Origin of the sequence: Thalassovita mediterranea (assembly GCA_019448215.1) — a bacterium.
Classification (GTDB): Bacteria; Pseudomonadota; Alphaproteobacteria; order Caulobacterales; family Hyphomonadaceae; genus Henriciella.
Window position 1 is genome coordinate 2,123,673 of the sequence record CP080408.1, and the last position, 14,422, is coordinate 2,138,094.

The 14,422-nt window shown below is 62.2% G+C and carries 9 protein-coding genes and 1 tRNA gene; 6 read left to right on the top strand and 4 right to left on the bottom strand.

What is annotated here, in order from left to right:
- The first annotated feature begins 77 nt into the window (after positions 1-77).
- The 6 genes from KUV46_10580 (at position 78) to KUV46_10605 (ending at position 9,188) form a co-directional block, all read left to right on the top strand.
- Positions 78-587, top strand: a complete 510-nt coding sequence (locus tag KUV46_10580) for a 2Fe-2S iron-sulfur cluster binding domain-containing protein (GenBank protein QYI99790.1) — start codon at positions 78-80, stop codon at positions 585-587.
- Positions 584-1,570 (top strand): xanthine dehydrogenase family protein subunit M, encoded by a 987-nt coding sequence (locus KUV46_10585; protein QYI99791.1) that lies wholly within the window; start codon positions 584-586, stop codon positions 1,568-1,570. Before KUV46_10580 ends, KUV46_10585 begins: the two co-directional genes overlap by 4 nt.
- Entirely contained in the window at positions 1,567-3,783 is a 2,217-nt protein-coding gene (locus tag KUV46_10590; protein ID QYI99792.1) for a xanthine dehydrogenase family protein molybdopterin-binding subunit, read from the top strand. The genes KUV46_10585 and KUV46_10590 overlap by 4 nt, the downstream gene beginning before the upstream one ends.
- Before the next feature lie 90 nt (positions 3,784-3,873).
- Complete coding sequence (locus KUV46_10595) at positions 3,874-5,652, top strand: tetratricopeptide repeat protein (protein ID QYI99793.1); 1,779 nt, start codon at positions 3,874-3,876, stop codon at positions 5,650-5,652.
- A gap of 1,383 nt (positions 5,653-7,035) precedes the next feature.
- The gene (locus KUV46_10600; GenBank protein ID QYI99794.1) at positions 7,036-9,027 is read left to right on the top strand and encodes an MBL fold metallo-hydrolase; all 1,992 of its coding nucleotides are present in this window, start codon (positions 7,036-7,038) and stop codon (positions 9,025-9,027) included.
- A gap of 71 nt (positions 9,028-9,098) precedes the next feature.
- Positions 9,099-9,188 (top strand) — tRNA-Ser (locus KUV46_10605).
- A gap of 60 nt (positions 9,189-9,248) precedes the next feature.
- Here KUV46_10605 and eda read toward each other — a convergent pair.
- From eda to zwf, 4 genes are read right to left on the bottom strand one after another with little or no spacing between them, the layout of a single operon-like run.
- Positions 9,249-9,890 carry a bifunctional 4-hydroxy-2-oxoglutarate aldolase/2-dehydro-3-deoxy-phosphogluconate aldolase gene (gene eda, locus KUV46_10610; GenBank protein ID QYI99795.1) on the bottom strand — a complete coding sequence of 214 codons (642 nt, stop codon included), beginning with the start codon at positions 9,888-9,890 and terminating at the stop codon, positions 9,249-9,251.
- Positions 9,887-10,867 (bottom strand): glucokinase, encoded by a 981-nt coding sequence (locus KUV46_10615; GenBank protein ID QYI99796.1) that lies wholly within the window; start codon positions 10,865-10,867, stop codon positions 9,887-9,889. Before KUV46_10615 ends, eda begins: the two co-directional genes overlap by 4 nt.
- On the bottom strand, positions 10,860-12,704 hold the full coding sequence (gene edd / locus KUV46_10620; GenBank protein QYI99797.1) for a phosphogluconate dehydratase: 1,845 nt from the start codon (positions 12,702-12,704) through the stop codon (positions 10,860-10,862). Before edd ends, KUV46_10615 begins: the two co-directional genes overlap by 8 nt.
- On the bottom strand, positions 12,701-14,170 hold the full coding sequence (gene zwf, locus KUV46_10625) for a glucose-6-phosphate dehydrogenase (protein QYI99798.1): 1,470 nt from the start codon (positions 14,168-14,170) through the stop codon (positions 12,701-12,703). The genes edd and zwf overlap by 4 nt, the downstream gene beginning before the upstream one ends.
- Between the last annotated feature and the right edge of the window lie 252 nt (positions 14,171-14,422).

The window sequence follows — 14,422 nt, forward strand, 5'->3', positions numbered from 1 at the left end:
TTCTGTTTCCGCAATCTATACGGGCAACCGATCCGAAAGTCCCGCGTTCGTACTTAACGGCACGCAAGGACTTCCCCATGACTGACACGACGTTGCGCATCAACGGCGAAGAGCGAGAGCTTTCGGCCGATCCGCGCACTACGCTTCTCGACGCTCTTCGAAATCATCTCGGACTGACCGGCTCGAAAAAGGGCTGTGACCATGGCCAGTGCGGGGCCTGCACCGTTATGGTGAACGGGCGGCGCATCAATAGCTGCCTGACCCTCGCCTGCATGCATGACGGTGATGAGATCACCACGGTCGAAGGGCTCGGTGAGCCGGGCAACCTCTCTCCGTTGCAGGCCGCTTTCGTTAAACATGACGGCTTCCAGTGTGGCTACTGCACGCCGGGCCAGATCTGCTCGGCAACTGCGATGCTGCAGGAGATCAAGGACAACTGGCCCAGCAATGTCTCGGACAGCCTGACCGGCGAGGCAAAACTCACGCCCGAAGAAATCTCCGAACGCATGAGCGGCAATCTCTGCCGGTGCGCGGCCTATCCGAACATTGTCGACGCCATCCGCGAAGCCGCGGAGGCAAACTCATGAGGCCGTTCGACTATCACCGCTCTGAAGATGGCCGCGATGCCGTGAAAGCCGCCAGTGAGGAAGGCGCGCTGTTCATCGCAGGCGGCACCAACCTCCTCGACCTGATGAAGCTCGACCTCATGACGCCGAGCCGTCTCGTAGATATCAACCGGATCGGCCTGAAAGACATCAAGCCAACCGATGATGGTGGGCTCACGATCGGCGCGTTGGTCACGAACAGTGATTGCGCTGCCGACGCCCGTATCCGCGAGGACTACGCTGTCCTCTCCCGCGCCATCCTTGCAGGTGCCAGCGGCCAGCTCCGCAACAAGGCCACCACGGGCGGCAATCTCTGCCAGCGCACGCGGTGCTACTATTTCTATGACCCGGACATGGCCTGCAACAAGCGCCAGCCGGGGTCTGGCTGCTTTGCCATAGGCGGGGCAAACCGCATCCATGCCATCCTTGGCGCGAGCGATGCGTGTATCGCGACTTATCCCGGCGATATGGCTGTCGCCATGGCCGCGCTTGATGCGCAGGTCGTGATCGAAGGGCAGGGCGGCGATACGCGCACCGTGCCCGTTCGCGACTTCCACCGCCTGCCGGGCGACAAGCCGGACAAGGACAACATCCTCGAACCCGGCGAGCTCATCACCCATGTAACCCTACCGGCGCCCGCAAAAGGCCGTCACATCTATCGCAAGGTCCGCGACCGGGCCTCCTATGCTTTCGCACTCGTCTCGATCGCTGCCGTGGTCGAGATGGATGCAGGCAGGATCGCGTCAGCCTCGCTCGCTTTCGGCGGTCTCGCGCACAAGCCATGGCACGACCCGGCCATCGGCGACCTGCTCAACGGTGAGGCGCCATCCGAGGCGCTGTTCGACAAGGCCGCCGACATCCTGCTCGCCGACGCGAAAGGGCAGGGCAGCAATGATTTCAAGATTCCGCTCGCCCGGCGCACGCTCAAAGCTGTGCTGCGCGAAGCGACAGGAGAGCGCTCATGACACGCCATCTCAAAATGGACACACCGGCAACCGCACGGCTTCTCGACCAGTTGCCGAGCCAGCTCACCGGCAAGCCGATGGACCGTCCCGACGGCCCAAAGAAAGTCTCCGGCACAGCGACCTACGCCCATGAGTGGCAGCTCGACGGGAAAGTCTTCGGCGTCCTCGCCCGCGCGCCTGTCTCCAAAGGTAAGCTGGTCCGCGTCGACAAGTCGGCGCTCGATAAGCTCCCCGGCATCCTCGGCGTCTTCAGCGATGACCGTTTCCTGCGCAATCCGGCGCAAGGCACCGCGAACGAGGCCCCCGTCCAGGGCGTCTCTGAAATCTCCTATTTCGGGCAGCCTATCGCGCTCGTCGTAGCTGAAACCTTTGAGCAGGCCCGCCACGGCGCCCATATGCTGGAACTGGTCTGCGAAGCCGACACCGACGGCGTCTATGACCCCGAGGCCAACAACCTTTCGCCCGAAAAGCCCGAAGACGACCAGCTCGATCAGGGCGATCTCGACAAGGCCATGGCAGAGGCCGCCTTCACCGTCGACTCCACCTATCGCACGCCAAATCACAACAGCGCCGCCATGGAGCCGCACTGCTCCATCGCCAGCTGGGAGGGCGACCAGCTCACCCTCCATGGCAGCTACCAGATGGTGAAGTACAATGTGAACGAGCTCGCCGACTCCCTTGGTATTGAACCGGAAAAAGTGCGCATTCTGTCGCCTTTCGTCGGCGGCGGTTTCGGCTCAAAACTCGGTATCGCGCCCGAGGCGGTCGCTGCTGCGATCGCGGCGAAGGAGATCGGCCGCCCCGTCTGCGTGACGCTCACCCGCCAGCAGGTTTTCGAGAACGTCATGCGCCGCTCGGAGTCGCGCCAGCGCCTGCGTCTCGCTGCTGACGAAACCGGCAAGCTTACTGGCATCGGCCATGAATGCCTCGTCTCCAACCTGCCGGGCGAAGCCTTCCACGAGCCCGTCCTGCAGGCGACCCACTTCATCTATGGCGGCGAAAACCGGCGCCTCGGCATGGAAGTCGCGCGCCTCAACCGGATGTGCGCAGGCTCTGTCCGCGCGCCCGGCGAGGCGATCGGCATGCAGGTGCTGGAAAACGCGATGGACGAGCTCGCGCACACATCAGGTATCGACCCCGTCGAGCTTAGAAAGCGCAACATCCCTGAGACCCATCCAGAAGAAGGCACGCCCTACAGCTCCCGCCCTTTCGCTGAGGCGCTGGACGAAGGCGCTAAACGCTTCGGTTGGGACAAGCGCAACTCGAAGCCCGGCCAGCAGCGCGAAGGCGAATGGCTCATCGGCATGGGCATGGCGGCCGCTGCCCGCGTCAACATGCTCATGGAATCGAAGGCGCGCGTCACGCTGAACAAGGATGGCAGCGCTATCGTCGAAACCGACATGACCGATATCGGCACCGGCACCTACGCGATCCTCACCCAGCTTTGCTGCGACATGCTTGGCCTCACGCCGGAGCAGGTCGAGACCCGCCTCGGCGACAGCAATTTCCCGAAGGCGTCTGGCTCCGGCGGCTCCTTTGGTGCGGCGTCTTCAGGCTCTTCAGTCTACCTCGCCTGCCAGGACATTCGCGGCGAACTCGCCCGCAGGCTTGGCTGTGACGAAGACGAGCTTCAGCTCGAAAACGGCAAGGTTTCGGGCGGCGGCAAGCAAAGCGCGCTCACAGACCTTCTCGCTGGCGAGAACATCGAAGGCGAAGGCCACATAGAGCCCGGCGAGACGATGGAAAAGGCAAAGCAGGCCACCTATGGCTCCTACTTCGCCGAAGTCGCCGTGAATGCCGTGACTGGTGAAACCCGCGTGCGCCGTATGCTCGGCGTGTTCGGGGCAGGGCGCATCCTCAACCACAAGACGGCCACCTCGCAATGCTATGGCGGCATGACCTGGGGCATCGGCATGGCACTTCATGAAGCGATGGAGTTCGACCCGCGCGACGGCCACGTCGTCAATAATGACTTCGCCGAATACCATGTCCCAGTGAACCTCGACGTGCCGCAGCTCGACGTCGTCCTGCTCGAGGAGCGTGATGACTGGGCAAGCCCCATTCAGGCCAAGGGCCTGGGTGAGCTTGGCCTCTGCGGCGCGGGCGCAGCCGTCACGAACGCCATCTTCAATGCCACCGGCGTGCGCGTCTACGACTATCCGGCTACGCTGGACAAGATACTTGGCGGCTTGCCAGAGCTGGAGATGGCCTGAGTGTCTTCCGGCTTTGGGCTGGAGGCCAGCTCTTTGTAGACTTGAAGGGATCGATATCGCATTCTTCACCTGATCGAGGGGGAGAATGCGATGCGATCCGTTAGCCGCTGCCTGCTTGGGGGCGCACTTGGCGCCCTCATCCTGTCATCCTGCGTCTCCGGGGAAGAGGCAGGCAATGACGCGCCGACGCCAGCTTTCATCGACCCGATCATTTTGTCGCAGAACCGCTGCGGCGGACAGGCTGAGCCGCTCGGCGGCAAGGATGAAACCATCGCTTCGCCAGCCGCGGTCAGTTTCGATTTCGAAGCGCCTTTCGCCTTTCCCGCCAAGGTGGTCTCCCACTTCCATTATCCGGTCGCCACAACGAGCGCAGACGCCCAGACCTGGTTCGATACCGGGCTCGCGCACATGGCGAACTTCAACCACAATGAAGCCATCGCCGCCTTCCGGGAGGCCCAGCGCCTCGACCCCGATTGCGCCATGTGTTTCTGGGGAGAGGGGCTCGCCTTCGGCAGCAATATCAACGCATCCTTCGTCCCGACACGCGGCGCGGCTGGACTGATTGCGGCCGGGAAGGCCGCCTCGCTGGTTTCATCCACCTCCGAGCGGGAAGCCGCCCTCATCTCGGCGCTGGCGACGCGTTATCGCCAGAATGAGGCCGGAGAGGTCATCGAGGACGCCGAAACCTATGCCGACCGCATGGATGTCGTCTCGCGCCGCTACGGCGATGACAAGCTGATCCTGGCCCTGGCGGCCGAAGCGAACATGAACACACAGCCCTGGGACTATTGGCAGGCCGGCGCGCGCATCCCGAAGGGCCGCACAGCCCGCACGCTTGAACTGCTCGATACAGCTCTGGCGATCGACCCTGACTATGCCCCGCCAATCCATCTCTACATCCACGCCACCGAAGCCTCGGTAGACCCGTTCCGCGCCGAAGCCTTTGCTGACAGGCTGCACAAACAGGATCTCGGCATCGGCCATATCGTCCATATGCCGTCCCATATCTATCTGCGGCTGGGGCGCTGGAAGAAAGCCATTCAGGCCAATATCGACGCCATCGCTGCTGATGAAGCCTACATTGCCGAGAGCGCGAATGGCGGCTTCTATGGCGCCGTCTACTATCCCCACAATGTCCACTTCGTGATCGCCAATGCCCAGCTTGGCGGCGACGCTGCGACGGCGCTGTCCATGGCAGACAAGCTGTCGAATATCGTCACGATAGACCCGGCTTCCTCATCCCCATTCGGTGAGCGTGTAGCCGCCGCTGAACTGTTCACCCTCCTGCAATTTGGCTCCGACGCCGACGTCCTGGCCTATGAAGCCCCGTCATCGGCTCATCTCTTCGCACAGATGGCCTGGCACCATGCCCGCGGCGTCGTTCTGGCAAGACAGGGCGCGCTGGAGGAAGCGCGCGCTGAACTCGCCGCGCTCCGCGCCTTGCCAGAGGCAGACGGCTTCGATGCCTATGCCGCCCGCGGCGCGCCTTTGCCGAGTCTCGTCGATATCGCCGCTCATGTTCTTGAGGGCCGCGTCGCCGCAGCTGAAGGCAACTATGCAGCGGCCATCGATGGCATGGAATCCGCAGCCACCGCGCAGGAACAGCTTCCCTATTTCGAACCCGCCTGGTGGTACTATCCCGTCCGCCAATCGCTCGGCGCCTATTTGCTGCTAGACGGCCAGACCGACCGCGCCGAACGCGAATTCTTCAAGACCCTCATCGAGTCCCCAAACAACGCCTACTCCCTCTTCGGCCTTGCCGAAACCTACGCTGCACGCGGGAATGAACGCTCCGAAGCCTATGCGAGACACCTGTTCAACGAAGCCTGGCTAGGCGGTGCGGATGTGCCTTCGCTGGCAGACCTTTGATTGACGCTCGGCAGGAAGACATAGTCCCTGGCTTTCCGACAACCCCTGCGCATGCAGGGGGCCAGGGTGCTTCGTCTGACACGTCATGTCCCAGCTTGAGGTACCATTATGGATACCTGCCTGCGCAGGTATCTCCGGCAAGCGGCGCGCAATTTTATACGTGCCTCTCTAAGTCCGCGTCACCCTCGACGGGCAAAGCCCGTCTGAGGGTCCATCTCCCATCATCGCCGCCATGCGTGTGCTCTCAATTCAGAAGATGGACGCTCAGACCGCGTCCCGCGGTCGAGGGTGACGCTCCGGTTTGGGGTCTATTCGTACCATTCCGAAGACCCCTGCGAAGGCAGGGGTCCAAGGTGCTTTGGCTGAACCGTTAGCTTCCGGCTTTGGGTCCCACCATGGATGCCTGCCCCTCATCCTGAGCGAAGCCGAAGGACGCAGGCATCTTCGGACGGCAAAGGACGGAAACGTGATGTCAGCGTGGCTTCTTCCCGCATGCGGGGGAAGTGGCCTGCGAAGCAGGTCGACGGGGGCTGTGGGACAAAACAAATCCATCCTCACCCTCACAAACCTGCCCCATACTACACGCCTCCCATCACCAGACAGGGCGGTCCGGACCGACCGGGTGGAGGTGGCTTCGAAGCTGGTCTGCCCTTGGGCAGATCAATCGATCCAGTGGATCGATTGAAAGCGCAGAAGGCCGCGGCAGCGGCTCGCTTGAGAGCCATGCAGCGGAGAGTGCGAAGGTGACCGGTGCTGCGGGTGGGGTGTAACGCCCCTGCCATGTGGTCGGCGTCATGTGGGGTAATCAGTGCTGCGCAGGCTGTCCTGCGTACGAAAATGTTTCCGAGACGGGCCGGGAGTGAGACATCCGAACGGCCGATACCCTTCGCAGGGCGCGTCCATGGCGCACGCTCTACAGCCACGCCGAAAGGCTGGCATTACCTACAGCGTCCACCCTGGACGCGCCCGGCCCTGTCATTTCAGGGCGAGACTGATGCGTACCGCCAGCGGGAAGCCCCGCGCGGCGATATTGGTGTTTTAGTTCCTATTCCCCTCTCCCTTGGGAGAGGGGCTAGGGGTGAGGGGGGAGCCGCGCCAAGGCACCGTGAATCAGCGGCAGTGAAGCGCTTCTGATGATCGCTGCAAAACTTAGCATCTGGTGAGAGGTCGCTTCCCCTCATCCCCGACCCTTCTCCCGAGGGAGAAGGGAGAAGAACAGCGCCTGCCTCACGAGATCCCGGATCAAGTCCGGGAGGAGCGGTTGGTTGAGGCGTTCGAAAAGCCCGCCTCCAACACCAGCCCTAACACAAACCAGATTTCCCCTTCCGCAACCCATGTCACCCGCCTAATCTCAATCCAAAACCCGTTGGGAGGGAAAACCGCATGACCTACAGACTTGCCGTATCGGCATTCGCGCTCGCATTCGCATCAATGTCCGCCTTCGCGCACACAGAGGGCAGCGAGGTCGATGTCCCGGCGCCGCCGCCAGCGGGCGAGGCTAGCGAAGCAACCTCTGCCGCGAACCGCGCCGTCGCAGAGCGCCTGCCACTCAATGATCAGGGTGATTTCGACGACGCCTCACGCGGCTTTCTTGCGGCAATCGAGGGCGACGCCATTCTGGACGAGGACGGCAACACGGTCTGGGCCATTCCGCAATTCGATTTCCTTCAGGGCGAGGCGCCCGCCACGGTGAACCCATCGCTCTGGCGCCAGTCTGCACTCGCGGCAAAGCATGGCCTATTCGAAGTGAAAGACGGGATCTGGCAGGTGCGCGGCTATGACCTCTCAGTGATGACCATCATTCGCGGCGAGACCGGCTGGATCATCGTCGATCCGCTGACGGTGAAGGAAACGGCCGCCGCCGCACTCAAACTGGTCAACGACACGCTGGGTGAGCGGCCGGTGACGGGCGTTCTGTATACCCACGCCCACGCCGACCATTTTGGCGGTGCCCGCGGCGTGATCAGCGAGGAAGAGATTGAGACCCGCAATGTGCCCGTCCTCGCGCCGATCGGTTTCACTGAAGCTGCCGTCGCCGAAAACCTCATCGCGGGTAATCTGATGCAGCGCCGCGCCGTTCTCATGTTCGGCAATACCATCCCGCGGTCGCCAGAAGCTGTGGTCGGGACGGGTCTTGGCCCTGGCCTGCCGCAGGGCACAACGGGCCTCATCCTGCCGACAGAAGAAATCGAAGGCTGGGGCACCGTCCGCGAGATTGACGGCGTGACGTTCGAATTCATGGATGCTGGCGGCACCGAAGCGCCCGCTGAATTCATGTTCTACCTGCCGGAGTTTGACGCGCTCTGCACCGCGGAAGTCGCGACCGGGACCTTCCATAATGTGCTGACCTCGCGCGGCGCCAAAGTTCGCGATGCCCTGAAATGGAGCCGGGTGATTGACCGCGCGCTCGCCGACTATGGCAACCGCTCAGACGTTGTCTTTGCGTCCCACCACTGGCCAAGCTGGGGCCAGGAGAATGTCGAGAGCTTCCTGCGTAACCAGCGCGACACTTATCGCTATGTCCACGATCAGACGCTCCGCCGCGCCAATGCAGGCGCAACGATGACCGAGGCCGCTGAGACAATCCCCGAGCCAGCCTTTAGCCTGGAGGACTTCTCGACGCGCGGCTATTACGGGACGCTGAACCACAATTCCAAGGCGGTATATCAATACTATTATGGCTGGTGGAGCGGCGTGCCCGCCAATTATCACGCTCTGCCGGATGAAGAGACAGCGCCCCGCTATGTCGAGGCGATGGGCGGTCTTGATACGGTTCTGGCACGCGGGGCAGAGGCCTATGAAGAGGGCGACTACCGCTGGGCCGCAGAGCTTTTCAACAAGGCCGTCTTCGCCGAACCAGGCAACCAGTCCGCAAAAAACTGGCTGGCGGCGGCCTATGAACAGATGGGCTTTCAGGCTGAAAGCGGGTCCTGGCGCAGCTATTTCCTGACCGCGGCCTCAGAGCTGCGAAATGGCTTGCCGCAGGCCGGTGCCCCGAACCTCGGCAATGCCGACTTCCTCGCCGCTGTGCCGACGCTTGATCTCTTTGATGCCCTCGCCAGCCGCTACAATCCTGAAAAGCTCTCGCGTGAGCCATTCACCGTCGCCTTCGCATTCAGCGACACCGGCGAAAACATCCGCGTCGAGGTTGGACGCGACGTGATCGTGCCGCGCGGCGTCACTGAGGTCGGTGACACGGCGGCGACCCTGAAAATGACGCGGGCCGACTTCAACAGGCTGATCCTGCGCGAAGCTGGCGTGCCTCAACTTGTCGGCTCTGGCGCCCTTTTAATTGGAGGGGAGGGGGCAGCTGCTGCCGCATTCCTGGGTGCGCTCGACCAGCCGGACTTCTGGTTCCCTGTGGTGACGCCCTGATGCGATATGCAGACGGCACTGATTGGCCTCTTGCCCGCGCAGAGCCATCCGGTTAGTCAGGCAATCTGGTTGGAGAGGTGGCCGAGTGGCTGAAGGCGCGCCCCTGCTAAGGGCGTATACGTTTACGCGTATCGAGGGTTCGAATCCCTTCCTCTCCGCCAGCCAGTTTCCTTGCTTTCCAAACTGTTTGATCAGCCCGCGTTCCGCAATTTCGTATCGAGCTATTTACCGCGCCCGAGCCTAACAGCTGCTGCCGCCTTGTCGGCAATGGCCTGCCAGTCACCTGATGCCATTTCGTCAGCGGTGGCGATCCACGATCCGCCGACAGCAACGACGTTTGGCAGGGAAAGATAGTCTGCAGCGTTCTCAGGCGTCACGCCGCCCGTCGGCATGAAATCAATGTGAGGCAGGGGCGCCGACAGGGCTTTGAGGAATTTCGCCCCACCAGCGGCTTCTGCCGGGAAGAATTTCAGGACGCCATAGCCTTCATCGAAACGTGCCATCGCCTCGCTTGCCGTCGAAACGCCAGGCAGGATGACACCGTCATGGTTTGAAAGCGCATCCAGCAGAAGCGGAGATGCGCCGGGCGTCACCAGAAAGTCAGCGCCTGCCTTGAGAGAGGCGTCGACGTCGCCTTCAGAAATGATCGTACCCGCACCAACGAGCAGCCTGTCATCGACATGCGACATGCGGCGGATGACTTCGAGGGCCGCAGGCGTGCGCAATGTGATCTCAACCGAAGAAAGCCCGCCGCGAAGCAGCGCTTCTGCAAGCGGTTCGGCATGATCGGCTTCGTGGACGGTCAGCACCGGGACGATGGGGGCCTTGTCTATGGCGGCGCGAAAAGCGGTCATGGTCTTCATGGGACGGGCCCCTCGTCATATTCCAGTGCGGCCGCCCCGATGAGCGCGGCCTCTCCCGACATCAGGATGCGGATCGGGATGGGCTGCATATAATCGCTCATTGGCCCGCGTTGCAAAAACCGGTCAATGGCTTCAGGTGCGGCAATCCAGTCAGCGAGCTCTTCTGCCACACCGCCGGTCACGACTACACCGCCTCGTGCGCCATTTATGAGCGCCGCATCGCCGAGCGCATAGAGCGTGCCCCGCGCCTTGATTTCGCATATATCCCGGCAGATCGGGTCGCCCTGCCGCGCCAGCTCTTCCACCTTTGCCGGGTGAGTTTTCTCCCACGGAACGCCGTCAATATCGCAAAGCGCCTTGTGGACGGCGTCGAAGCCCGAACCGGACAGGACAAGCTCCCGCGAGACATAGGCATGGGTTTCGCGCAGCTTTTCTGCCAGCGCCCACTCACGCGGTGTCGCGGGAGCGAACGCTGCATGGCCGCCCTCCCCCGTCAGCACTCTCCATCCTGTCGTCCCGACGGGGATGAGCGTTGCCATGCCGAGACCAGTCCCCGGGCCAGACACAAGAATGGGATGGCGCGCTGATGTATCAGGCTCACCTTTGCGGACGAGGCGGAAGGCGTCGCCCGGCAGCTCCGGAATCGCCCGCGCCATGGCGGCATAATCATTGACGAGACGCACCGAGCTGAGGCCGCAATTCTCCTGCAGACGTTGCGTGTCGACGATCCAGTCGCGATTGGTGAGCTTGACGCGTCCTTTCTGGACGGGACCAGCGAGCGCGATCAGAGCCCGCTTGGGCGCGCCCTTGCCGAGCTTGTTCAAGTAGAGGCCGAGTGCATCGTCAAACCGCTCAAAATCATCGCCCGGCATGACTGAGACGTCAGAGACGACCGGCTTGCCCGCAAAGCCCTGACTGGCAACGGCGAACCTGACATTCGTGCCGCCTATATCCCCGACGAGGACCGGATCAGCCATGGCTGCCACCCGGCAGCGGCAGAAAGAATTCAAACAGGCTACCGCCCGTGTCTGGCCGGCTGGCATTGTTACGGAAGGCGCCGAAAAGCTCACGCCCAAGGCCCTGACCCTGAATGTTCGGGCGGAACTGGGCGGGCTCGCGCGCCTCGAACACGGATGGATCGCAATCGATGTCGAGTTCGCCCGTTTCCGCATCGAGCCGGATCATGTCGCCATCCTGAACGCGCGCCAGCGGGCCGCCGCGTGCGGCCTCCGGGCTGACATGGATGGCCGCCGGGATCTTGCCGCTCGCCCCGGACATCCGCCCGTCAGTGACAAGCGCGACCCTGAAACCCTTGTCCTGAAGCGCACCGAGCGCGGGCGACAGCGCATGAAGCTCCGGCATGCCATTGGCGGCTGGCCCCTGAAACCGGACGACAGCGACAAAGTCCTTGTCGAGCTCGCCAGCCTTGAAGGCGTCCTTGAGGGCTTCCTGATCGTCGAAGACGCGTGCAGGCGCTTCGATAATCCGCCGGTCTTCCTTGACCGATGAGACCTTGATGACGCCCCGCCCAAGTGGGCCGTTCAGCATGCGAAGACCGCCTTCCTTCTGGAACGGGTCGCTCGCAGGGCGGACAATATCCGTGTCGCCGCTGCTTTCAGATGCATCCCGGAAAGCGACCTCACCATCCTTGAGCCACGGCTCTTTCGCATGGTCTGCGATTGTGCCCATGATGCCGCGCGCCTCTCCATTGAGAAGGCCCGCTTCAAGTAGCTCACGCATGACAAAACTCATGCCGCCTGCGGCCTGGAAATGGTTCACATCGGCAGGCCCGTTTGGATAGATGCGGCAGAGAAGCGGCGTGATCTCGCTGACATCTGCAAAGTCCTCCAGCTCGACCTGATAGCCGCTGGCGGCCGCCATCGCCGGAATGTGAAGCGCGTGATTGGTAGAGCCGCCGGTCGCCATCAGGCCGACCATGGCGTTCACCCAGCTGCGCGCATCGATCATCTCGCCCATTGGCGTGTAGTCGCGCTTTACCGTCAGTTCGACGACACGCTTCACCGCCGCCCGTGTCAGCGCTTCGCGCAGCGGCGTGCCGGGGTTCTCGAAGGCGGCGCCGGGAATGTGCATCCCCATGACTTCCATCAGCATCTGGTTCGAGTTCGCCGTGCCGTAGAAAGTGCAGGTGCCGGGGCTGTGATAGCTTTCGGCCTCGGCTTTCAGCAGGGCATCGCGGTCGACATTGCCGAGCGCGTATTCCTGCCGGATGCGCTGTTTCTCGGGGTTCGGCAGACCGGAAGGCATCGGCCCGCCCGGCACGAAGACGTGCGGCAGCCAGCCAAAGCGTAGCGCCGCAATCATCAGCCCCGGTACGATCTTGTCGCAGATGCCGAGATGCAGTGCGCCGTCGAACATGTCGTGGCTGAGCGAGACGGCTGAGGCTAGGGCGATCACGTCGCGTGAAAAGAGCGACAGCTCCATGCCCTGCTGGCCCTGCGTGACGCCATCGCACATGGCCGGGACACCACCTGCTACTTGCGCGGTCGCGTTCACCTTTCGCGCCGCATCGCGGATGATCTTTGGATAGTCCTCATACGGGGCATGTGCCGAGAGCATGTCATTATAGGCGGTGATGATGCCGATATTCGGCCAGTTCGCGCCGAGAAGCTGGGTCTTGTCCATGACGGCGCAGCCTGCCGACGCGTGGGCGAGATTGCCGTCAGCCAGCTTTTGCCGTGCAAAGCCGTCTGGTTTACGGCCGCGGATCAGCTCCAGATAGGTCGCGCGCGTTTCAGAGGACCGCTTCTCGATCCGCTCTGTCACTTCCTGAATTTTGGGATGCAGGGATGTCATTTGCCGTTGCTCCACCAGTCTCGCCCGTCCTGACGCAGCAGCATGCGCGCCTCCACGGGTCCGTCTTCAAGTCCGGCCGCATAGGTATGGATCGGCGTATTGGCTGCCGCCCAGCCTTCAAGCAGGCCATCGACCCACTCCCAGGCTTCCTCGACTTCCTCGCGCCGCATGAAGAGGGCGAGGTTTCCGCGAACCACATCCATGAGCAGGCGCTCATAGGCATCGGGATACCGCACCTGAAACGATTCCGCATAGGAGAGGTTCAACGGCAGTGACTGCACGCGCAGGCCGCCGGGGCCCGGCTCCTTGATCTGGACGTAAAGCTGCACGCCTTCATCAGGCTGCAGGCGGATGATCAGCCTGTTGGAATGGGCCTGATCCTCTCCGAACATGGCATGCGGCGCTTCGCGGAACTGGACCATGATCTCTGAATGGCGCGACCGCATGCGTTTGCCGGTTCGAAGATAGAAAGGCACGCGCGCCCATCGCCAATTGTCGACCCATGCCTTGATGGCGACGAAGGTTTCGGTCTTGCTGTTCCCGTCATCGAGCTCTTCGAGATAGCCTTTGACCTTTTCGCCATCGACCGTGCCGGGCCCGTATTGCGCCCTCACCGTGTCCTCACCGACGCACTTGGCCACCATCGGTCGGAGGGCATTGAGAACCTTGATCTTCTCGGTGCGGATTTCGTCAGCCTCAATGGAATTCGGAGGCTCCATCGCAATCAGGCAGAGAAGCTGGAGCAGGTGGTTCTGCAGCATGTCGCGGACAGCGCCAGCGCTGTCATAATAGCCTGCACGTTCGCCGACGCCGACATCCTCGGACACAGTGATCTGGATATGGTCGATGGCGGTGCGGTTCCAGAGCGGCTCGAACAGCGTATTGCCAAAGCGCAGGACCAGCAGGTTCTGCACTGTCTCTTTCCCAAGATAGTGGTCGATGCGGTAGATATGGTCTTCGGCAAACACCGCCCCTACACCGCTATTGATCGCTTTTGCGGACTCCAGATCGGTGCCAATCGGCTTTTCCAGAACGACGCGCGCATCCCCTCCGGCAAGGCCCGCAGCGCCAATCGCTTCACAGATCGGCACATAGATTTTCGGGGTCACCGCCAGATAGAAGATGGCGGGCCGGTCATCGCCGCCGAGGCGCTCTTTCAGGCCGGACCAGTCCGCATCAGGGTCGGTCGCGTCCATTGTTGCGAAGGAGAGCAGCTTCTCGAACTTCGCCCAGCAATCCTTTTCGATGCTGTCCTTGGTGTGCGCCTCACAGGCCTCGAAGGCGAAGGCACGGAAGTCCTCGTCGGACATTTCAGTGCGCGAGACACCGACAATGCGCGAGTCCTCGGGGATCTGCCCATCGGCATAGCGGTGATAGAGCGCAGGCAGAAGCTTGCGCTGGCTAAGATCGCCCGTGCCGCCGAAAATGACGAGGTCGAACGTCCCGACAGGAATAAATTTGGCCATGTCTAATGGGACTTAAGCAGGCCAGCGATGCTGTCAAAGGAAGACCGGCGAGAAACCGGATTTATCCCGTTCCATGGACAGGATGGCGACAGATTGTGCCCGTCGGCTGGTCTGGTCAGGGCGGCGGTGAGGTCAGAACACTTAGTTAAAACTCAGGGAGTTTGACACGTGGGCAGCCATTTCGATCATATCGAAAACAGAGGGTGTTGTGATCAGAAGCGTCGCTGTCTTTTCCATGTGAAGCTGATCAAA

What these genes read in the sequence shown, in the direction of transcription:
- KUV46_10580 (QYI99790.1), top strand. Translation starts at nt 78, where the DNA reads ATGACTGACACGACGTTGCGCATCAACGGCGAAGAGCGAGAGCTTTCG.
- KUV46_10585 (QYI99791.1), top strand. Translation starts at nt 584, where the DNA reads ATGAGGCCGTTCGACTATCACCGCTCTGAAGATGGCCGCGATGCCGTG.
- KUV46_10590 (QYI99792.1), top strand. Translation starts at nt 1,567, where the DNA reads ATGACACGCCATCTCAAAATGGACACACCGGCAACCGCACGGCTTCTC.
- KUV46_10595 (QYI99793.1), top strand. Translation starts at nt 3,874, where the DNA reads ATGCGATCCGTTAGCCGCTGCCTGCTTGGGGGCGCACTTGGCGCCCTC.
- KUV46_10600 (QYI99794.1), top strand. Translation starts at nt 7,036, where the DNA reads ATGACCTACAGACTTGCCGTATCGGCATTCGCGCTCGCATTCGCATCA.
- eda (QYI99795.1), bottom strand. Translation starts at nt 9,890, where the DNA reads ATGAAGACCATGACCGCTTTTCGCGCCGCCATAGACAAGGCCCCCATC.
- KUV46_10615 (QYI99796.1), bottom strand. Translation starts at nt 10,867, where the DNA reads ATGGCTGATCCGGTCCTCGTCGGGGATATAGGCGGCACGAATGTCAGG.
- edd (QYI99797.1), bottom strand. Translation starts at nt 12,704, where the DNA reads ATGACATCCCTGCATCCCAAAATTCAGGAAGTGACAGAGCGGATCGAG.
- zwf (QYI99798.1), bottom strand. Translation starts at nt 14,170, where the DNA reads ATGGCCAAATTTATTCCTGTCGGGACGTTCGACCTCGTCATTTTCGGC.